This window comes from Mesorhizobium sp. KR9-304 (assembly GCF_040049215.1).
In the GTDB taxonomy this organism is placed as follows: Bacteria; Pseudomonadota; Alphaproteobacteria; order Rhizobiales; family Rhizobiaceae; genus Mesorhizobium_K.
This window is the reverse complement of sequence record NZ_JBDZDN010000002.1, coordinates 664,806-684,431: the sequence shown is the minus strand read 5'-3', so window position 1 is coordinate 684,431 and position 19,626 is coordinate 664,806. Positions and strand designations below refer to the sequence as shown.

Here is a 19,626-nt window from a genome sequence, read left to right as displayed (position 1 = left end):
ATGGAAAACGCGCCCGCAAGGGCGCGTTTGACTTCATTTGCCTTGGCGGCGACGGCTACATGCCGTCGTCGGGCTCGTCGCGCGTGTTGCGCAAATTGGTGATGACGCGACGGTTCTGGACCTTGCAGGCCCGCTCGGTGCATTCGCGCACGACGCGTTCCTTGCCGTAGCCCTTGGCCCAGAGGCGGCCGGGCGCGATGCCGCCTGCGATCATGTAGTTCATCACCGCGTCGGCGCGCTGCTGCGAGAGCTGCGTCATCTTGGCGTTGCCGCCCGGATCGTCGGCGAAACCCTGCAGCTTGGCGAACCACTTTGGATATTTCTGCAGGAAGGCGATCTGGTTGTTCACCGTCGCCTTGGCCGTCTCGTCGAGCGCCGCGGAGCCCTCGGTGAAGTAGATGCGGCGGCCGGCGGAAAGGATGAAATCCTCCTCCGAACCGGGTTTCACGTTCTCGAAACCGGCAGCGGGATCGTCGGTGGCGCCGCCGGACTGAGGCGGCAGCGTGTCGCTCGGGCCGGGCGTCAGCCCGCCCGGAGTGGAACAGGAAGCGGCAAACGCCAAAAGGCCGGCGAATACGCCGGCCCGCGCGATCTTCAGTGCAATCTTCATCGCGTCTGGCTCATCCGTTCTGGGCGTCGAGCTGGGGCATGCGGTCGGCGATGTGCGGCAGAACCTGGACGGCGGTGCCGATCGGGCAGCGCTGGTAGAGGTCGATCACATGCTCCGGGAACATGCGGATGCAGCCGGACGACACGTCCTTGCCGATGCTGCCGGGCTCAAGCGTGCCGTGCAGGCGATAACCGGTGTCTCCGCCATCGCCATGGAGATACATCGCCCGAGGTCCCAGCGGATTGGTCGGCGCACCGCCCGCTACGGAGGCCGGCAGGTCGGGCTGGCGCAGCAGCATCTCGGGCGGCGGCGTCCATTTCGGCCACAGCGACTTGCGGTCGATATTGGCGCGGCCGAACCACTGGAACCCGTCGCGGCCGACGCCGACGCCATATCGTATGGCGGTCTGGTTCTCGATAATCATGTAGAGAAAATGGTGCTGCGTATCGACGACGACCGTGCCTGCCGGCTCGCTCGACTTATACTTCACCATCTGCTTGTGCCACTTCTGGTCGATCACGGCGAAGTTGGTGAGCTTGAAGGTGACGCCGTTGTCGACGGCGGTCCCGGCATACCAGGAGGACTTCGATGTGGCCTTGGCAGCTTCGGCAGGCACGAGCCCGGCGCCCGTGGCCGCGCCGGCCAGTGCGCCAAGCATCAGCTCACGACGGTTCAGTTCCATGGGACCCCTCCACGGCAAGATCGGCCATCCGGCCGACGATAAGCCAGTTTCTGTGACACAGCATACAATAAGGACTTTTTTCCGGCAACTTACCGGATTTCGGGGTCGTGGGTCAGTCTGATTTCGCGCACGTGACGCAGGCGGCATTGTCGACTGGCGGTGCGCTTCTCGTTTAGGCCCAGGCCGGTATCAGGCGGCCTTCCGCCGCAGGAGACCCGCCAGAACCGTGCGCATTCCTGAATATGCGGGGCTACCGATTTTCACTTCCCAATCGGTTGTGCGCTTCCGTGGATACTTCACGCTGCGCAAAGCATCGCGGAACGCGTTCGGATCGACACCTACAGTGTGAGCCATGGCTTCGGCGGTTGTCTGTTTGGGGGGCATGACCACTCCTGTGCTTTTCCAGTAACTACATATAGGGACCGACCGTGCGACTCGCCATGAATCAGCCTCAAAGCTCAAACTGAGACGCTAGCTGATTGCGGCAAATCCCGTCCTCCCGCTGTCCTGCGCCGCGCCCGCTGGATGGGCGCATGCGTTCCTGACCTGCGCTTCGATCGCGAAAAAAACTCACCCAAGCGTGAATGGACCCGGCCAGCATTCGGGCTACTTCCTTGCGGTGAGGAAACTAGGAAGAGCGAAAATGACGGCACCTGCGATCACCCAGGCAATGATCGACGCCTATGACGAATACACGCATCTGACGCTCGACCGGCGCGGCTTCATGGAGAAGCTGACAAGGCTCGCCGGCTCGGGCGCCGCGGCGGCGGCCATCGCGCCGCTGCTCGCCGCCAATCCGGCCGCCGCCGAGATCGTGCCGGCCGACGATGCGAGGCTGAAAGGCGAGGATATCACCTGGCCAGGCTCGGGGCCGGGCTCAACCGGCGACATGATGGGCTATCTGGTGCGGCCCGCCGATACGAGCGGCAAGCTGGCTACGGTCATCGTCATCCACGAGAATCGCGGCCTCAACGCGCATATCAGGGATGTCGCGCGGCGCGTGGCGCTCGAAGGTTTCGTCGCGCTGGCGCCGGACTACCTGTCGCCGCTCGGCGGCACGCCGGCCGACGAGGACAAGGCGCGCGAGATGATCGGCCAGCTCGATCCCGCGCAGACGGTCGCCAACGGCGTCGCCACGGTGAATTTCCTGAAGGCCGACAAACTTGGCACCGGCAAGGTCGGCGCGATGGGCTTCTGCTGGGGCGGCGGCGCCGTCAACGATCTCGCGGCGGCGTCGCCGGACCTCGCGGCGGGCGTCGCCTACTATGGCAGGCAGGCCGATGCGGCGAAGGTTCCCGGCATCCAGGCGGCGCTGCTGCTCCACTATGCCGGGCAAGACGAGCGCATCAATGCCGGCATCGAAGCCTACAAGGCGGCTCTGGAAGCGGCCGGCAAGGACTTCACCATTTATGTATACGACGGCGCTCAGCACGCCTTCAACAACGACAGCTCGGCGGCGCGCTACGACAAGGAGGCGGCCGACCTCGCCTGGGGCCGGACGATCGCCTTCTTCAAGGACAAGCTGGGTTAGCCGGCCGCGCCGCGGCTCGGGCCTAGAGAGGCGAACGGAAACGCTTCGCCGCTCTATCTCTTTGTTTCAGCATCGGATTTGTCCGAAAACCGCTGCGCACTTTTCGGTCCGATACTCTAATGGAAGCCCCGTCTCGACCGGGCCTGCTTGATAATGGCGCGCCAGCGGATCATCTCCATCGGGATCGGCTGGTGGTCGCCGGACATGCGGTAGATCTCGTTGTCCAGATTCTTAAGCGCCCGCCAGAAATCATAGTCGCTGAGGCGGTGGTCCTCGGCGAGCCGGTGCGCAACTGCCCCGATATCCTGTTTCATTCGTCCCACGCCGCATCGTGCCCTGAGTATCCGTCCAGGCAATGCCCCTGCAGCGGCAGATTTCCGCCGAGTCGACGGCGCGGATCAATGGCGGTGCGCCCGCTTTTGCACGTTTACCGATCGTAAAGGTTAATTCGGCGCCCGAGTGTTGCACCGCGGCCATAGCGATGCACCGGCAAATCAGGCGGGCAGGGCGACCAGCTTGGCGAGGCCTCCGGAGGCGCGCGGGTTGCGCGGCCTTTCGCCGTGGCCGCGCAGGACAACCTCTACCCTGCCGACCGGCTGCATGGTGACCGCGGTGCGATAGCCGACCGGCATGTCGCGCGCGAGTTCGACCCGGCCGGCCGACAGGATCGTCGAAAGCGCGATCTTCACCATCTGCAAGCCGAAGACCACGCCCGGGCACATGTGGCCGCCGGCGCCGAACACGGGATACTGGAAAGGCGACGGCTTTATCGAGCGCCAGCGTTCCGGCACGAAGCGGTCGGGCTCGGGATAGAGTTCCGGGTCGCGGCCTATGAGATGGCCGCTGATCAGAACGCGTTCGCTATACCGCACCACCTGGTCGCCAAGCGCGGTTGGACGGACGGCCTTGCGCATCTGCAGCGGCACCGGGGGGATGAGCCGCATCCCTTCACGGATGACGCGGTCGAGCAGCAGGAGCTGGCCGATGCGGTCCATGGTCGGCAACTCGCCCTGGAGCGCCCCGTCGATCTCGGCGGTTAGCGCCTCCATGATTTCGGGATGCTGGGTGAGCAGCAGCAGCGTCCAGGTGATGCCGTTGAGGCAGGTGTCGTAGGCGGCGGCGTAGAGGAAGCAGATGATGCCGCAGATGATCGCCGGCGAGGGCGGCGATCCATCGAGATCGGGGTTGTTGACGAGGACGGACAGGAGATCGCGCGCATTGTGGTTGCCGCGCTTCTCGTTGGCCCATTCCATGATCACCTTTTCCTGCCGGTCGGCGTTCCAGACCCAGCGCAGATATTGCCGCCCGGGCAGGACGCGAAACGCCTTGAACTGGCGGGTGATGAGGTCGGTGATCGGCAAGGCGCGGTCGAAATCGCTGCCGAAGAGCAGCGCGACGGCGAGCTTGGTGGTCATCACCGTGACGGCGTGCTGCAGGTCGACCGGCCGGTTGCGCGGCCACGCCGCCATCTCCCCGGCGGCGACGCGCGCCATCTCCGGGCTCATCGCCGCGACGACTGGCCGCTTCAGCGGCGCGATGAACATCTTGCGGTAGTGCTCGTGGCGCTCGCCCCTGAGCCGCGTCATGCCCATCGACAGGCGGCTCGACGCGTGGTTTGGCAAGCCGCCCCAGGTGATCTGCACGTTCTGCCACAGATCGCTGTCGCTCATCACGGTCTTGTAGAGGTCGGCGTCGGCGATCAGACTGACGTGCGAGGCACCGCCCTTCATCCGGAAGGGCAATTCGACCCGTACGAACGGGCCATGCTCGCGATGCAGGGCACGGGTCGCCGAGATCGGGTCGCGGGCGATGCGCGCAAGGAGCGGCAACGAGCGCCATTTGTCGATGTCATGGGCTTTCATCCGCGATTTCACCCCGGCGATGGGTTTGGAGACCCGCCGGAGACGGGATTTGCGAATTAGACGCTTCGTCGCGCAGGAGTCCAGTCGCTGGAGTGGCGCCAAAATCCATCCCCCTGCCTTGCGTGCCCAAAAATGTTGCAGAATGGTGACAATGCAGGCGGAAGCGCGTTGGCGGGCGCATCTATTTGTTGACTCTCTAATATTCGGGAGCGCTTAATTCCTCAATCCAGACGAAAGCTGTGTCTCGGGCTTTGGTTCTGGCGGGGTTACGATCATGCGAGAGCGTTATGAATTTCCCACCGCCGGCTTCGATCCGATCGTCGACCTGCGGTCCATACCGTATGAATTTGGCGTGAACTATCGCTTCAATTGATCGATTTCGGCCGGGGGATCCCGGAAGCGGCCTCAAGGGGTGAATCCCGTGAGGCCGCTTTCTTTTCTTTGAGTCGGGCCTTTCGCCGGCTCAGGACTTGCGCCTGATGCCGATCGAGCGGCCGGCCCGTTCCGGCATGGCGAGCGAGGCGTGTGCGGCGCGCATCGCCGCGACCTTATCCATCACGTCGTCGGGGAAGGGCGCGACCTTCGGCCCGCTCATGTCGATGTGGAGCGACAGGGTCTCCGAGGTTGCCGCCAGCCATCCCTCGGCGTGGCGGATTTCCTGGTAGGCGCGCAGGCGCTTGTCGTCATGGTCGATGAGGTGGAAGCTGACCGTGACCTTGTCACCAAGATGCAGTTCGCGCACGTAGCAGACATGGGCTTCGGCCGTGTAGATGGTGAGCTTGCGCTCGCGCGCGTAGGCCGGACCCATGCCCATGATCTCGAAGGCGTCGTCCGAGCCGCGGTCGAACAGCACGTTGTAATAGGCCATGTTGAGGTGGCCGTTGTAGTCGATCCAGTCCTTCTCGATCTCCATGGCGCGGGATACGAAGGGTGCGGCTATGTTCATTTTCGATCCCGGTTCCGTTCTTCGGCGTGCTGGACAAGCCGCACCAGCCTGTGAGAGTACGCAGCTATAAGCGCTTCACAAGGGGCCGGGATGGCCCAGCCGCGCAGGAAAACGTCGCGCAGGAAATCATGGCTCTCAGCGACCTCAATACCCTGGAACGCAACGAGGCCGGCATCGCGACCGCGCTCGGCATATTGAAGCAGCGCTTCGGAGAGCGCTTCCAGACCGGCCAGTCGATCCGAGATCAGCACGCGCACACCACGACCTATATCCCGGCGCAGGCGCCGGACGGCGTGGCGTTCCCCGAAAGCACGGAAGAAGTGCAGGAAATCGTGCGCGTCTGCGCCGAGCACCGCGTGCCGGTCATTGCATTCGGAGCGGGCACCTCGCTGGAAGGAGCGGTCAACGCGCCGGGCGGTGGCATTTCCCTCGACACGTCGCGCATGAACCGCATCGTCGAGGTCAACGCACAGGATCTGGACTGCACGGTCGAGCCCGGCGTGACGCGGCACGAGCTCAACGACCATTTGCGTGACACCGGCCTGTTCTTCCCGATCGATCCCGGCGCCAACGCCAGTCTCGGCGGCATGGCCGCGACGAGGGCGTCGGGCACCAACGCGGTGCGCTACGGCACGATGCGCGACAATGTGCTGTCGCTGACCGCCGTGATGGCGGACGGCAGCGTGGTCACGACAGGCAAGCGCGCCAAGAAGAGCTCGGCCGGCTACGACCTGACCAGGCTGCTGATCGGATCGGAGGGCACGCTCGGCATCATCACCTCGCTGACCTTGAAACTCGCCGGCATCCCGCAGGCCATCTCGGGCGGGGTATGCCCGTTCCCCAGCGTCGAGCAGGCCTGCGAGGCGGTCATCGCGACGATCCAGATGGGCGTTCCCGTCGCCCGCATCGAACTCGTCAACGCGCTGCAGATGCGCGCCATGAAGAACTACTCCAAGCTCGACTATCCGGAGAGCCCGTGCCTTTTCCTCGAGTTCCACGGCAGCGACGCCGGCGTCGCCGAGCAGTCCCAGACCTTCGGTGAGATCGCCGCCGAGTTCGGTGGCGGGCCGTTCATCTGGACGAGCGTCGCCGAGGAGCGCAACAGGCTGTGGAAGGCGCGCCACGACGCCTACTGGGCGTCGCTGACGCTTCGTCCCGGCGCGCGCGGGCTCTCGACCGACGTCTGCGTGCCGATCTCGCGGCTCGCCGAATGCATCGCCGAGACGGAGGCCGACATCGCCGAAATGGGCCTGATCGCGCCGATCGTCGGGCATGTCGGCGACGGCAATTTCCACACGCTGGTGCTGATGGACACCAGCGATCCCAGGGATATCGATCTGGCGGAAGAGTTCGTCGGCAGGCTGAACGCGCGCGCATTGCGCATGGACGGGACCTGCACCGGCGAGCATGGCATCGGACAGGGCAAGATCGGCTTCATCGAGGGCGAGATCGGCCGCGAGGGCGTCGATGTGATGCGCGCCATCAAGGCGGCGCTCGACCCCGACAATATCCTTAATCCGGGCAAGATCTGGCCGCTGCGGCACGGGACATGACCGGCAGGGTCATCGGACACCATCGGAGGCGGGCCGACCGCTTTGAAAATCGCCACTTTATAGACACGCTGATGCAGATACACTGGCAGCAGGTTTCAGGCACCAATCAGGATCGATGCTGGCACGACTGTTCGTGATCTTCGGTGGACTTTTTGTGCTGGCGCTGACGGCGGCGCTGGTGGCGCCGTATTTTGTCGACTGGTCGACCTACCGCGCCGGCTTCGAGCGCGAGGCGAGCGCCATTCTCGGGCGCAAGGTCACCGTGAACGGCGAAGCGACGGCGAAGATCCTGCCGTTCCCCTCGGTGACCTTCTCCGATGTTGTGGTAGGCGGCGGGCCGAATGGCGAACCGGCGATGACCGCCGAGACCTTCTCAATGGACGCCGAACTGGCGCCACTCTTGAGTGGCGATTTCCACATCTTCGACATGCGGCTGGAGCGGCCGAAAGTGACGATCGACGTCGCGGCGGACGGCGCGGTGGACTGGGTCATGCGCCCGTCGGCGCCCTTCAACGCGAGCCAGATCTCGATCGAGAAGCTGACCATAACGGAAGGCCAGGTCAGCATCCGTCATGCCGCCAGCGGGCGGACCCATCGCCTGACCGAGATCAACACCGAGGTCTCGGCGAAGTCACTCGCCGGCCCGTGGCGCATGGTCGGCTCGATGCGCGTCGACGGCATGCGCACGGCAGTCACGGTCAATACAGGCCTCGCCGACACAGGCGGCGGCGCGATGCGGCTGAGGATCCAGGCCGAACCCGAACTGCAGCAGGTCTCGATCGAGTCCGACGGCGATCTTGGCTTCGACGGGGGCGCGGCGCTGAAATATGCCGGCGACTTCCGGCTCGCGGCGCGCCGGGACCAGGCTCAGGGCGAAAGCCCGCAGCCGCCGGGGTTCCGGATCAAAGGCAAGTTCGCGCTCGACAATGAGCGGCTCGCTTTCGACGAGTTCCTGTTCGAGACCGGGCCTCTCGACAATCCCTATTCGGCGGACGGCAGAGGTTTCGTCGATTTCGCTGCCGAGCCACGCTTCGCGCTTTCGGTCGACGGCGCGCAAGTGCGCTTCGACGAGGCGATCGGCGCCGATGATTCCGGCGGGGGGTTGACGCTGTCGCAACGGCTAGCCGCCCTGCAGGAGGCTCTGCTCGACCTGCCGAAGCCGTCGATACCGGGAACGGTCGAGGTCAATCTGCCGGCCGTGGTGGCCGGCGACACGACGGTCCGCGACGTGCGCCTCTCCGCCGAGCCGGCAACCGGCGGCTGGACGGTGAAGTCGCTTGCCGCGACTCTCCCCGGCCGCACGACGCTCGAGGCGGACGGTTCGCTGAGGACCGAAGGCGAGCTTGGCTTCAGCGGCTCGCTGCTGCTTGCCATCGGCCAGCCGTCCGGCTTCGCCGCATGGGTGTCGCAGGATGTCGACGACGCGATACGGCGGCTGCCAGCGGCGGGCTTCCGCGCCGACGTCGACCTGACCCAGGAGCGCCAGGCGTTCAGCAACCTCGAACTCGGCCTCGGCAGCGCGAGCTTCCGCGGCAAGGCCGAGCGCAGGCAGCCGCGCGACGCCAAGCCGGCGACGGTGCTGACGCTCGAGGGCGGGGCACTCGATGTCGACGGGCTTGCGGCGCTGGCCTCGCTCTTCGTCAGCGACCTCGGCGTCAACCGTTTCGCGGAGGGCGACCTGGACCTGCAGGTCAAGGCCGGGCCGGTGAGCGCCGCCGGGCTGACGGCGCAATCGGTGGACACCGCGTTCAGGCTGCGCGAAGGGTTGCTGGAAATCGACCGGCTGTCGATCGGCGACCTTGCCGGCGCGACCGTGAGCGCGACAGGCACGATCAGGGATTTCCCCGCCAGCCCGTCGGGCAATATCGACGCCTCCGTGGTTGCAGTCGACCTCGCGCCGCTGATCGCGGCGGCTGCCGAGCGCTACAAGGACAATGTCTTCGTCCAGGGCCTCCATTCACGCGCGACTGCATATCGCGGACTGTTCGAGGACGCCCGGCTCGACATCGTGGCGACGGCGGCGGCCAATGGAGACGGCACGACCGGCATTGCCGTCAGCGCGAATGGCAACGCCGGAGGCACGGCGCTGTCAGCGACCGTTTCGGGCAACGGCAACCCCGGACAGGCTGCAGACGGCGAGGTCTCGATCGCGCTGTCGGGACGCAACGAAGACGCGACAAGGCTGCTTGCGCTTTATGGCCTGCCGGTTCTGCCGCTCGGCTTGACCGGCCCGGGCGAGACCGGCTTCTCGTTGAAAGGCAAGCTGTCGGAAGAGCTTGCCGCCTCGTTCAACCTGACGGCCGGCGATTTCTCGGCGGGTTTCGCCGGCACCGCAAGGCTCGCCGAGGGCGGCGTCGCGGTGAAGGGCCGCGCCCGGCTCAACGCTTCCGATATCGAGCCCTGGCTGATGACGGCCAGCGTGGCGCTGCCCGCCATGGGCGCCGGCATCAGGGTCGAGATCGAAGGCGATGCGGACTATGCCGACGGGCTGCTCGTGGTGGACGCGCTGACCGGCACGGTGAACGAGGGTTCTGTCGGCGGCGGCATCAACGCCGCCATCAAGGACGGCAAGCCGCATCTGACCGGTCAACTCACGCTGGACGAGTTGAACCTCGAACCGCTGGCGGCGATGGTGCTCGGCGAGTCTGCGCTGGAGAGCACGGGCAATGGCTGGTCCTCGGCTCCCTTCGCGCCGATAGTGTCGGCGCCGTTCAGCGCCGAGCTCGGCGTGGCTGCGGCGACGCTGTCGGCCGGGCCGGCGGTCACCGCCTACGACGTAGCCCTGACGCTGAAGCTCGACGATGACAGCCTCAGGCTCAGCGACCTCATCGGCAAGCTTTTCGACGGCGAGTTGAGCGGCCTGTTCGAGCTGAAGAACAGTGGCGGCACGGGGCTGTTCTCCGGCCAGATGAAGCTCAGCGGCGCCGACATCAGGTCGGTGCTCGGCGACGCCGGCCTGCAGGGTTCAGGCGACATCTCGACCACGCTTTCGGCGAGCGGCAAGTCGGTCGGCGGGCTTGTCGCGACGCTGTCCGGCTCGGGCTCGGCGGCCTTCCGCTCGCTCACCATCGATGGAGTCAATCCGCTCGCCTTGCCGCAGTTCATCGCCCGCGCCGACCTGTTCGGCAAGGATATCGACGCCGCCAGGACGGCAAGCTTCGCGCCTGGCGTCGCGACGTCGGGCAGTTTCGCCGCCGATCCCGGCGAGGCGGCCTTCACGGTCGCCGCGGGCGTGTTGCGTGCGCCGCCGCTCAAGCTGACCAACCCGGCCGCCACGATTGAGGCAAACCTGCAATCCAACTTCAACACCGGAGAGGTGTCGATCGACGGCACGATCGGCTACGAGCCCGGACAGGAGGCGCTGGTCGGCTCCGATCCGGCCCTGCGCTTCAACCTGCAAGGCCGGGTGGGAGCGACGGTGCGGACATTCGACAGCGAGCCGCTGGCGCAGTTCCTGACGCAGCGGGCGCTGGAGATCGAGCAGGCTCGCGTCGAGGCGATGCAATCGGCGCTGCTCGAAAAGCAGCGGCTGCGGCGCGAGGTGCGCTACTACGCGGCGCTGCAGGAAGAGCACGACCGCGCGACCGAGCAATGGCGCAGAGAGCAGGAAGAAGCTCGCCTCGCCGCCGAGGCCGAAGCCGAGGCGAAACGCAAGGCCGAGGAAGAGGCGCGGCTGAAAGCGGAAGCGGAAGAGCGGGCGCGCCAGGCCGAGGCGGAGAAGGCGCGGCTGGAAGCCGAGGAGACAGCGAGGCGAGAGGCCGAGGAGCGCGCCCGGATCGCGGCCGAGGAGGCGGAGCGCCAGGCAGCGGAAGCGGCACGGCTAGAGGCCGAAGCCGCCGCCAGATCGGAGGCGGAAGAAAAGGCAAGGCTTGGAGCCGAAGCACAGGCGCAGCGCGCAGCCGAGGAAGCGGCGCGCGCGCAAGCCGAGGCGGCAGAGCGCGAGGCGGAAGCCGCGGCGCGTGCCGAGGCCGAAACGCGCGAACGTATCGAGGCGACGGAACGGGCGAGGCAGGAAGCCGAAGAAAGGGCAAGGCAAGAGGCCGCCGCCGCGGCTCTCGCGGCCGAAGCGGCTCGCCGCGCCGCGCAAGATGCCGCCTCGCCTGAACCGAGCGACGAAAGCCCGCCGCGGCCACAAGCCGATGTCGGCCGGCCGGCCGAGCCGGCGCCCAATCCGTTCGCCGATGACGGCTTCATGAAGATGTTGCAGGGAATACAATAGGCGAACCGGCCGGCGGAACCCGTGTGTGGAACCGGCTGGCCGACGGCGCGATCTTCGCCTATGCGTTGGCCGTGACCGCGGAAGCCAGCTTCGCCTGCGCGAGCACGAAAATCCTCAGCGCCGAGGAGAGGTTGGCCTCGCGCGGCCTTGCCGCGTCGACTTCCGCGATCAGTGCCGCAAAGGTGATCCGCCGCGCGGCCGCGATGGCGCGCAAATCGTCGAGGAAAGGCTGTTCGAGCGAAAAGCTGGTACGGTGGCCACGAATGGCGACCGAATGTTTGCGCACCTGGCTCACGGCTTGCCGCGATCGCTCCGTTCGAGCCTGTGGCCTTCGACGAAATCCGAAGCCTTCTCGGCCTGCAGCCGATCACGCAGCTTTTCGGCCTTGGACCGGCCGTGCAGCGCCCGGTTCTCGCCAGCGGCCTGCTCCCTGTCCGCCCGCGCCTTGCGCTTGCGCGCGGTGCGGAGATTGACCACGGTCGACATGGGGCGCGCTACTTCTTGCGGAACGCGTCGAGCGACACGACTTCGGCGCTCTTTGCCGCGGGCGTTGCAGGAGCCGCCGGCGCATCCTTGGCGGCTTCGGCCGACTTCTTCCTGGCGTCGGACTTCCTGGCGGGAGCCGCGGGTTTCGCGGCCTCGACCAGCGGCTTTTCAGGCTTGGCCTCGGTTTCCGTCGCCGTCTTCACATCGAACTCAAGCTCGAAATTGACCGAAGGATCGTAGAAGCCGCGCACCGCGGCGAAGGGGATTTCCAGCCGTTCCGGAACGTCGGAGAAGGACAGGCCGATCTCGAAGCCCGTGTCGTTGACCTTCAGGTCCCAGTACTGGAACTGGATCACGATGGTCATCTGCTCGGGATATTTTTCGCGCAGGCGCGGCGAGACGCGCACGCCGGGCGCGCCGGTCAGGAAAGTGATGAAGAAGTGGTGGTTGCCGGGCAGACCCGTCCGCGCGACCTCGGCCAGAACCTTGCGCATGACGCCGCGCAACGCCTCCTGGGCGAGAATGTCGTAGCGGATGTGGTCTTCGGCCATGCGGTCGAGCGTTCCGTGGAATCGTCCAATAGCTGTAATCAAGCTTGGGGCTGTCGTAAACAATTATAGGAACCGCTCAGCCAAGGGCCGGTTCCAAGTGGCAGGCGCGTAGAGATCATTCGCTCCGTGCTTCAACAGGGCGGAGCATATATCCGGTCGGCCGTTCAGATGGATTTGCGCTTGCCGTAGGCGCGCAGGAAGGTGCGCACGGCGTTTCGCGCTGCTTCGCGCACGCGCTCTTCGCCGAGCTGATCGCCAAGCACCATCGACACGTGCAGGTCGGCGTTGATCAGCGCCAGGAACTGGCGCGCGGCAACGTCCGGATCGTCGACGTCGAGATAACCGCCATGGGCGAGGCGGGCGAAGCGCGCCGCAAGCGCGGCCCACGTCTTGCTTGGGCCGTTCTCGCGCCATGTGTCGAAGAGTTCGGGATAACGCCGGCCCTCCGCCTCGATCAGCTTGCGCAGATATTTGCCGTCGCTGTTGCAGATGCAGTTGCGGTTCAGCCTCACCGCGAAGTCAACGAGTTCGGCTTCGAGATCGGCCGGGTGGTCGGGGAAGGTGGCGAGGGTGGCGAAAATGCCGGCGTTGGCCCGCTCGGTAAGCGCGCGCACGACGGCCACGAAGAGTTTCTCCTTGTCGCCGTGGTGGTTGTAGATGGTCTGCCTGGAGACGCCGGCTTCCGCCGCGATCATGTCGATATTGGCGCCCGCATAGCCCTCGCGGCAGAAGACGTCGGTGGCAGCTTCGAGGATCGAAACGCGTTTCGCCGCATGACCTCGCGGTAGAGGGATGTCAGGAGCAATCGTGGTCGGCGCCATGAATCGTTCATAGCATGGATTGACTAATTGGACAATGCTGTCTAAAAAATTGGACGAGAACGGTGTTCGCGTGGTTTTGCCGGGGGAGCGGCCAAGCGAGGCATCGAGCCTTCCAAGGCGTCGCCCCGGCTACAGATAAGACCTCGCCGGTTCAATTTTAAGGTTTGCAAGTCATGACATCCGGATTCCTCCGCATCGCGATCGTGCTCGGCCTGATCTCGGCCATCGGTCCCTTTGCCATCGACATGTATCTGCCGGCCCTGCCCACGATCGGCGCCGATCTCGGCGCCAGCCCGCTCGCCGTGCAGATGAGCCTGGTCGTCGTCTTCCTGTCGTTCGCCGTCGGGCCGCTGCTCGTCGGGCCGCTCGCCGACATGTATGGCCGCAAGCCGGTCATGTATTGGGGCCTGGCGGTGTTCGCCGCGGCCAGCGTCGGCGCGGCGCTCGCGCCCGACGTCGAGTGGCTGATCTTCTTCCGGCTGCTGCAGGGTCTGGGTTCCTCGACCGGCATGGTGGTGCCGCGCGCGGTCGTGCGCGACCTTCACACCGGGCCGGAGGCGACCAGGCTGATGTCGCTCTTGATGCTTGTCTTCAGCGTCTCGCCCATCCTAGCGCCGCTGACCGGCAGCATCATCATCGAGACTTTCGGCTGGCGCGCCGTGTTCTGGGCGGTGACGATCGCCTCGGTGCTCGCCGCCGTCCTGATGATGTTCGGGCTAGAGGAGACGCGGCCGGCCGAGCATCGCGGCGGCAGCTCCTTCGCCGCCGCCTGGGCCGGCTACAAGTTTCTCTCGGTCCACCGCACCTTCGTCGGCCTGTCGCTGATCGGCGGCTTCGGGATCGCGAGCTTCTTCGTCTATCTGGCGAACTCGTCCTTCGTCATCATCGACCACTACGGCTTCTCGCCGTCGGCCTACAGCCTGTTCTTCTCGGTCAACGCGGTGTCGTTTTTCGCCGTCTCCCAGATGAGCGGCTGGCTGACGCAAAGGTTCGGGCTGAACAGGGTCGTACGGATCGCGGTGTTCGGCTACGCGGCCGTGATCCTCGCGGGCTTCGCGGTCATGGCCTCGGGCTTGGAGTCGCTCGCGCTGATGAGTGTCACCCTTTTCGTCGGCTACGGGTTCCTCGGCCTCGTCATTCCGACCACCTCGGTGCTCGCCATGGAAGAGCACGGCGAGATCGCCGGCACGGCCTCGGCGCTGATGGGTACGCTCCACATGGTGACGGGCGTCGTCGCGATGACCGTGTCGGGCTTCTTCGCCACCGGCGAGCCGCTGCCGATGATGACCGGAATCGCGGTGTGCGCGGCGCTGGCGCTGCTTCTGACGCTCGTCACGCTGAAACGGGAAGGGCGCGTGGAGGCGGTTGCCGCGGCGGCGGAGTAGGCGCGCCACGCTGCCGTCCCCGCCAGGGTGCCGCCTCAGCTCTGGGCGGTAGGGTCTCAGCTTGAAATAAGGGGAATGATCAGCACGAGTACGATCTCGATGAGGGGGATTACGACCACGTAGATGACAACAAAACCCGCAATCCACATCCCGATCTTGACCAGCCAGGACGGATGAGGGGCGGCCTTCCAGGCGAAATATGCGGTCGCGATGCCCAAACACAGGGCGACGATGCCAATGACCGGAGACCGGGTCATTGGAAGCATCAGATCATCAAAAACAAGAAAGATCGCGCCAATGACGATTAGCTGGGCCGTGAGCCCGAATAGAAACGCGCGCTTCACGCGGCCCTCCCGTGCTATCTTCTGCCGGTATCAGGCGACGGCTTTCGTTTGGAGGGCCGCGATTTCCCGGCTTCGGAGCACCCATCATCTGGCAAAGATCGTCCATTGACCAGAGGGTCCTGGCAACGTTCAGGCGCTCGGCGTGCTGACGTGCGACTGCATCGGGATTACCTTCGATACAGGTCGTCCTTGCGCGCTGCGGAAGTAAGAAATCGTCGTGTGAGAAAGTGGAGGTTTCTGTTGCCAGGTACCTCCGAACCCCGCCTGGAGGGGCTAACCCCCAGGACTTGATTCGAGACTATCGCGCCGCATTAAGCAGCGAGACGTGCCTCAGCATAGTTGTCGTTTGCAACTACAAGGTTAGCCCGATAACGGTGGTACAATGCCGGGCAAAAGTACGATCTTTACACCTTCGTCGATCCTATTTCGCCCCCATCAGAAGCCGCCCGAAAGGGTCGGACGGCTTGTGGTGGAGGCGCCGGGTACCGCCCCCGGGTCCGAACGGCTTATTACATCGCCTGTTTATCGCCATAGTCAGACAAGCTGACCTGTCGAATATAGGGAGCAAGGAAAGGAATTGGAAGGGCGAATCCGGGTAGGTGGATAGCCGGGATAAGGCGTTTGCGGCGTGTTCGCCGCGCATGCCTTGCTATATGATGGGACAAACACCGAATCGACGGAACACCATGCGCCAATATCTCGATCTTCTCAGACACGTGCTCGACCACGGCGCCGATCGCAGCGATCGCACAGGCACCGGCACGCGCGGCGTGTTCGGCTACCAGATGCGCTTCGACCTGGCGCAGGGCTTTCCGGTCACCACCACCAAGAAGCTGCACCTGAGGTCGATCATTTACGAGCTGCTCTGGTTCCTGAAGGGCGAGACCAACGTCAAGTATCTGCGCGACAACGGCGTCACCATCTGGGACGAATGGGCCGACGAGAACGGCGATCTCGGCCCCGTCTACGGCAAGCAGTGGCGGTCATGGCCGGGCGGCGAGGACGGCAAATCCATCGACCAGATCAAGAACCTGCTCGTTCAGCTCGAGAAGAACCCCTATTCGCGCCGGCTGATCGTTTCGGCCTGGAACCCGGCCGAGGTGGACGCCATGGCGCTGCCGCCCTGCCACTGCCTGTTCCAGTTCTACGTCTCCGACGGCAAGCTCTCGTGCCAGCTCTACCAGCGCTCGGGCGATATCTTCCTTGGCGTGCCCTTCAACATCGCGTCCTACGCTCTGCTAACCATGATGATCGCGCAGGTGCGCGGGCTGGCGCTTGGCGATTTCGTGCTGACGCTAGGCGACGCCCATCTTTATTCGAACCACTTCGAGCAGGCCCGCGAGCAGCTCAAACGCACGCCGAAGCCGCTGCCGACCATGTGGATCAACCCTGATGTGAAGGATCTGTTCGCCTTCGAGTTCGAGGATTTCCAGCTGCGGAACTACGAAGCCGACGCGACCATCAAAGCGCCGATCGCGGTGTAGGATCTATCGAGATTCAGCTGATGCGGGCCTGCAATGGCGGCTTTCTGCGCTTCCGGTGCGCACCGAATGTACGCTCCGCTCCGGTTCTCGAAATCCACTATTTTCGGCTCCGCCTGAGCTGAATCTCGACAGATCCCTCTGCCTAGGGAGAGCACGGACCATGCGCATCGCGATCTATGTGGCGATCGCCGAGAACGGCGTCATCGGCAGCGAGGGCGGACTGCCCTGGCGGCTGTCGACCGATCTCAAGCGCTTCAAGGCGGGTACGCTGGGCAAGCCAATCATCATGGGCCGCAAGACTTGGGAGAGCTTTCCCAAGCGGCCGCTGCCGGGCAGGCTCAACATTGTGGTGACGCACGACAGGGCGTACGGTGCGGAAGGCGGCGAGACGGCCGGTTCGCTGCGCGATGCGATCGCCCTTGCCGGGATTCGCGCCCGCTGCATGGCGCCTGTCGATGAAATCTGCGTGATCGGCGGCGGCGAGATCTACGCCCAGGCGTTGCCGCTGGCGGACCGGCTCCATGTCACCCACGTGCTCGCAAAGGTCGATGGCGACACGGTTTTTCCGCCGATAGACCCGGCTGTCTGGCGGCTTGTCAGCTCGCAAGACGTGCCGGCGGGCGAGAAAGATACGCATGCGACACGTTACGCTGTTTACGAGCGGCGCACGTCAGTGCATTGAAATCCGCGGAAAAGCGGCGCGTTGAAAGCAAAGCCGCGCATCCCTATAGAGGGTGGAGTAGGGAGGCGCGACGGCTTTTGCCGGACGCGCGGGTCTAAAAGAGTACCGAAAGGACATTCATGCCCTGGAACGACAAGAGCGGCGGTGGCGGCCCATGGGGCAGCGGCGGCAATGGCGGCGGCCCCTGGGGGCAGGGTCCGCGCGGCCCCGGCGGCCCGCAGGGCGGCCCTCCCGACCTCGAAGACATCATCCGCCGCGGCCAGGACCGGTTGAAGAAGGCGCTGCCCGGCGGCGGCGCCAGCCCGGCTCTGTTCGGACTGATCGGCCTGGCGCTTGTCGCCCTCTGGCTGTTCCAGGCGATCTACACCGTGCAGCCGGACGAGATCGCGGTGGAACTGCGCTTCGGCAAGCCGAAGGAAGAACTGTCGCAGCCCGGCCTGCACTTCCACTGGTGGCCTGTCGAAACAGTCGAATTCGCCAATACCGCCGAAAAGCTCGTCGATCTCGGCGAGGTGCGCGGCAATACGTCCTCCGGCCTGATGCTTTCGGGTGACCAGAACATCGTCGACGTGAAGTTCTCGATCGCCTACCAGGTTTCCAACCCGGAGGCCTATCTCTTCAACGTCGCCGATCCCGACGAGATGGTGCGGCAGGTCGGCGAGAGCGCGATGCGCGAAGCCGTGGGCCGCAGACCGGCGCAGGACATCTTCCGCGACGACCGCCAGGGCATCGCCGATGCCGTGCGCGGCATCATCCAGACGACGCTCGACCAGTATGGAGCCGGCCTGACGATCAACGCGATCTCGATCGAGGACGCAGCGCCACCGCGCGAGGTCGCCGATGCATTCGACGAGGTGCAGCGCGCCGAGCAGGACGAGGACCGCTTCGTCGAGGAGTCCAACCAGTACTCCAACCAGAAGCTCGGCCAGGCCCGAGGCGAGGCGGCGCAGGTGCGCGAAGAGGCAGCCGCCTACAAGAACCGGGTCGTCCAGGAAGCCCAGGGCGAGGCGCAGCGGTTCGTTTCGGTCTATGACGAATATGCGAAAGCGCCCGACGTGACGCGCGAACGGCTCTTCCTCGAAATGATGGAGAAGGTCCTGAAGGACTCCAACAAAGTGATCGTGGGGCAAGGAAGCGGGCAGGGGGTCATCCCATACTTGCCGCTGCCTGAACTGCAGAAGAATGCGCCCGCGCCGGCGACGGGAGGCAACCAGTGATGGCAAACCGTCTTCCCTTCATCGCCGTCATCGCGGCGGTCATCCTGTTCCTCGTCTATTCGTCGATCTTCGTGGTCAACGAGCGCCAGCAGGCGATCGTGCTTCGCTTCGGCGAGATCGTGAAGGTCGAGACCGAGCCGGGCATCTATTTCAAGGCGCCGTTCAGCTTTTTCGAAGCGGACAACGTCCAGATCATCGACGACCGCATCCTGCGCTTCGATCTCGACGACATCCGCGTCCAGGTTTCGGGCGGCAAGTTCTACGAGGTCGATGCTTTCGTCACCTATCGCATCTCGGATGCCCGCACCTTCCGCCAGGCGGTCTCGGGCAGCATCGCGCTTGCCGAACAGCGGCTCCGCACACGTCTCGATGCGGCATTGCGCCGGGTCTACGGCGTGCGCGGCTTCGAATCGGCGCTGTCGGAAGAGCGCGCGGCGATGATGCGCGAAGTCGCCGACCAGCTTCGTCCAGACGCGACTTCGCTGGGCTTGCAGATCGAGGACGTCCGCATTCGCCGCACGGATCTGACGCAGGAAGTGTCGCAGCAGACTTTCGATCGCATGAAGGCTGAGCGTCTTGCCGAGGCCGAGAGGCTGCGGGCCCGTGGCCGCGAGGCGGCGCAGCGTATCCGCGCCCGCGCCGACCGCGAGGTGGTGGAGATCGTGGCCGAGGCGCGCAAGGAATCGGAAATCCTGCGAGGCGAGGGCGAAGCCGAGCGCAACGGGATTTTCGCCGAAGCCTTCCAGCGCGATCCGGGCTTCTTCGAGTTCTACCGCTCGATGATAGCGTATTCCAATGCGCTCATCGGCACCGGCACCACCATGGTGCTGTCGCCAGACTCGGAGTTCTTCCGCTTCTTCCGCAGCCCGAACGGCGGAGCGCCGGCCGGCGACGCGGTTCCGCCGGCAGCGCCGCAGGCGGGAACGGCGACCGGCGCGATCCCGGAACCCGGACCCGCCGCAGCGACGCCTGCCCAGTAGGCAGGACCGTTCATGCGGGACTTCATGGCCGCGATAGGCTTGGTCCTCGTCGTCGAGGGCCTGATCTATGGCGGCTTTCCCGGCCTGGCTAAGAAGCTGGCAAAGGAGGTTCTCGGCATGCCGGAGAACCTCCTGCGGATCGCCGGGCTGGTGTCGATAGCGGTTGGCGTCGGCATCGTCTGGCTGGTCAGAGGGTAACGGAGGATTTATCCTCGGTTGGTGGCCAAGGCCGCAAACACGCCTTATTTCTTGCGAACATGACGCCGCCCGCCT

The 19,626-nt window shown here is 65.2% G+C and carries 19 protein-coding genes and 1 other RNA gene; 9 read left to right on the top strand and 11 right to left on the bottom strand.

The window, feature by feature from the left end; genetic code table 11:
* Positions 1–55: 55 nt before the first annotated feature.
* Both ABLE71_RS15635 and ABLE71_RS15630 read right to left on the bottom strand, forming a co-directional pair.
* Positions 56–610 carry an OmpA family protein gene (locus ABLE71_RS15635; protein WP_348784353.1) on the bottom strand — a complete coding sequence of 185 codons (555 nt, stop codon included), beginning with the start codon at positions 608–610 and terminating at the stop codon, positions 56–58.
* Positions 611–620: 10 nt separating this feature from the next.
* Positions 621–1,292, bottom strand: coding sequence for a L,D-transpeptidase (locus ABLE71_RS15630; protein WP_348784352.1), 672 nt, complete (start codon positions 1,290–1,292; stop codon positions 621–623).
* Between the two features lie 643 nt (positions 1,293–1,935).
* On the opposite strand from ABLE71_RS15630, the gene ABLE71_RS15625 reads away from it, so the two are divergent.
* The gene (locus ABLE71_RS15625; protein ID WP_348784351.1) at positions 1,936–2,823 is read left to right on the top strand and encodes a dienelactone hydrolase family protein; all 888 of its coding nucleotides are present in this window, start codon (positions 1,936–1,938) and stop codon (positions 2,821–2,823) included.
* A 116-nt stretch (positions 2,824–2,939) separates the two neighbouring features.
* Here the strand turns inward: ABLE71_RS15625 and ABLE71_RS15620 are convergent, their stop codons facing one another.
* The 3 genes from ABLE71_RS15620 to ABLE71_RS15610 form a co-directional block, all read right to left on the bottom strand.
* Positions 2,940–3,137, bottom strand: coding sequence for a hypothetical protein (locus ABLE71_RS15620; RefSeq protein ID WP_348784350.1), 198 nt, complete (start codon positions 3,135–3,137; stop codon positions 2,940–2,942).
* Positions 3,138–3,317: 180 nt separating this feature from the next.
* Positions 3,318–4,685, bottom strand: coding sequence for a cytochrome P450 (locus tag ABLE71_RS15615; RefSeq protein ID WP_348784349.1), 1,368 nt, complete (start codon positions 4,683–4,685; stop codon positions 3,318–3,320).
* 463 nt (positions 4,686–5,148) lie between these two features.
* Positions 5,149–5,631 (bottom strand): thioesterase family protein, encoded by a 483-nt coding sequence (locus ABLE71_RS15610; protein ID WP_348784348.1) that lies wholly within the window; start codon positions 5,629–5,631, stop codon positions 5,149–5,151.
* A gap of 128 nt (positions 5,632–5,759) precedes the next feature.
* Here ABLE71_RS15610 and ABLE71_RS15605 point away from each other — a divergent pair, with 128 nt between their 5' ends.
* Together ABLE71_RS15605 and ABLE71_RS15600 are read left to right on the top strand one after the other, a co-directional pair.
* Positions 5,760–7,184, top strand: a complete 1,425-nt coding sequence (locus tag ABLE71_RS15605; RefSeq protein ID WP_348784347.1) for an FAD-linked oxidase C-terminal domain-containing protein — start codon at positions 5,760–5,762, stop codon at positions 7,182–7,184.
* Between the two features lie 115 nt (positions 7,185–7,299).
* Positions 7,300–11,403 carry an AsmA-like C-terminal region-containing protein gene (locus ABLE71_RS15600; RefSeq protein ID WP_348784346.1) on the top strand — a complete coding sequence of 1,368 codons (4,104 nt, stop codon included), beginning with the start codon at positions 7,300–7,302 and terminating at the stop codon, positions 11,401–11,403.
* 58 nt (positions 11,404–11,461) lie between these two features.
* Here the strand turns inward: ABLE71_RS15600 and ABLE71_RS15595 are convergent, their stop codons facing one another.
* The 4 genes from ABLE71_RS15595 to ABLE71_RS15580 form a co-directional block, all read right to left on the bottom strand.
* Positions 11,462–11,698: a ribbon-helix-helix domain-containing protein gene (locus ABLE71_RS15595; RefSeq protein WP_348784345.1), complete on the bottom strand. Its 237-nt coding sequence runs from the start codon at positions 11,696–11,698 to the stop codon at positions 11,462–11,464.
* On the bottom strand, positions 11,695–11,889 hold the full coding sequence (locus tag ABLE71_RS15590; protein ID WP_348784344.1) for a DUF4169 family protein: 195 nt from the start codon (positions 11,887–11,889) through the stop codon (positions 11,695–11,697). Before ABLE71_RS15590 ends, ABLE71_RS15595 begins: the two co-directional genes overlap by 4 nt.
* A gap of 8 nt (positions 11,890–11,897) precedes the next feature.
* Entirely contained in the window at positions 11,898–12,440 is a 543-nt protein-coding gene (locus ABLE71_RS15585) for an SspB family protein (protein WP_348784343.1), read from the bottom strand.
* Between the two features lie 164 nt (positions 12,441–12,604).
* Positions 12,605–13,261 (bottom strand): TetR/AcrR family transcriptional regulator, encoded by a 657-nt coding sequence (locus ABLE71_RS15580; RefSeq protein ID WP_348784342.1) that lies wholly within the window; start codon positions 13,259–13,261, stop codon positions 12,605–12,607.
* Positions 13,262–13,434: 173 nt separating this feature from the next.
* Between ABLE71_RS15580 and ABLE71_RS15575 the strand changes: the two genes are divergently transcribed.
* Complete coding sequence (locus ABLE71_RS15575) at positions 13,435–14,646, top strand: multidrug effflux MFS transporter (RefSeq protein ID WP_348784341.1); 1,212 nt, start codon at positions 13,435–13,437, stop codon at positions 14,644–14,646.
* Between the two features lie 56 nt (positions 14,647–14,702).
* On the opposite strand, the gene ABLE71_RS15570 is transcribed toward ABLE71_RS15575, so the two are convergent.
* Positions 14,703–14,990 (bottom strand): hypothetical protein, encoded by a 288-nt coding sequence (locus ABLE71_RS15570; RefSeq protein ID WP_348784340.1) that lies wholly within the window; start codon positions 14,988–14,990, stop codon positions 14,703–14,705.
* A 226-nt stretch (positions 14,991–15,216) separates the two neighbouring features.
* Positions 15,217–15,577, bottom strand: a transfer-messenger RNA (tmRNA) gene (gene ssrA / locus ABLE71_RS15565).
* Between the two features lie 99 nt (positions 15,578–15,676).
* On the opposite strand from ssrA, the gene ABLE71_RS15560 reads away from it, so the two are divergent.
* The 5 genes from ABLE71_RS15560 to ABLE71_RS15540 all read left to right on the top strand — a co-directional run bounded on the left by ABLE71_RS15560 (position 15,677) and on the right by ABLE71_RS15540 (position 19,551).
* Complete coding sequence (locus ABLE71_RS15560) at positions 15,677–16,474, top strand: thymidylate synthase (RefSeq protein WP_348784339.1); 798 nt, start codon at positions 15,677–15,679, stop codon at positions 16,472–16,474.
* Positions 16,475–16,634: 160 nt separating this feature from the next.
* On the top strand, positions 16,635–17,156 hold the full coding sequence (locus ABLE71_RS15555) for a dihydrofolate reductase (protein WP_348784338.1): 522 nt from the start codon (positions 16,635–16,637) through the stop codon (positions 17,154–17,156).
* A 119-nt stretch (positions 17,157–17,275) separates the two neighbouring features.
* Positions 17,276–18,373 carry an FtsH protease activity modulator HflK gene (gene hflK, locus ABLE71_RS15550; RefSeq protein WP_348784337.1) on the top strand — a complete coding sequence of 366 codons (1,098 nt, stop codon included), beginning with the start codon at positions 17,276–17,278 and terminating at the stop codon, positions 18,371–18,373.
* Entirely contained in the window at positions 18,373–19,353 is a 981-nt protein-coding gene (locus ABLE71_RS15545; RefSeq protein ID WP_348784336.1) for a protease modulator HflC, read from the top strand. The genes hflK and ABLE71_RS15545 overlap by 1 nt, the downstream gene beginning before the upstream one ends.
* A 12-nt stretch (positions 19,354–19,365) precedes the next feature.
* A complete protein-coding gene (locus ABLE71_RS15540; protein ID WP_348784335.1) occupies positions 19,366–19,551 on the top strand; it encodes a DUF2065 domain-containing protein in 186 nt (61 codons plus the stop codon).
* Positions 19,552–19,626 lie beyond the last annotated feature (75 nt).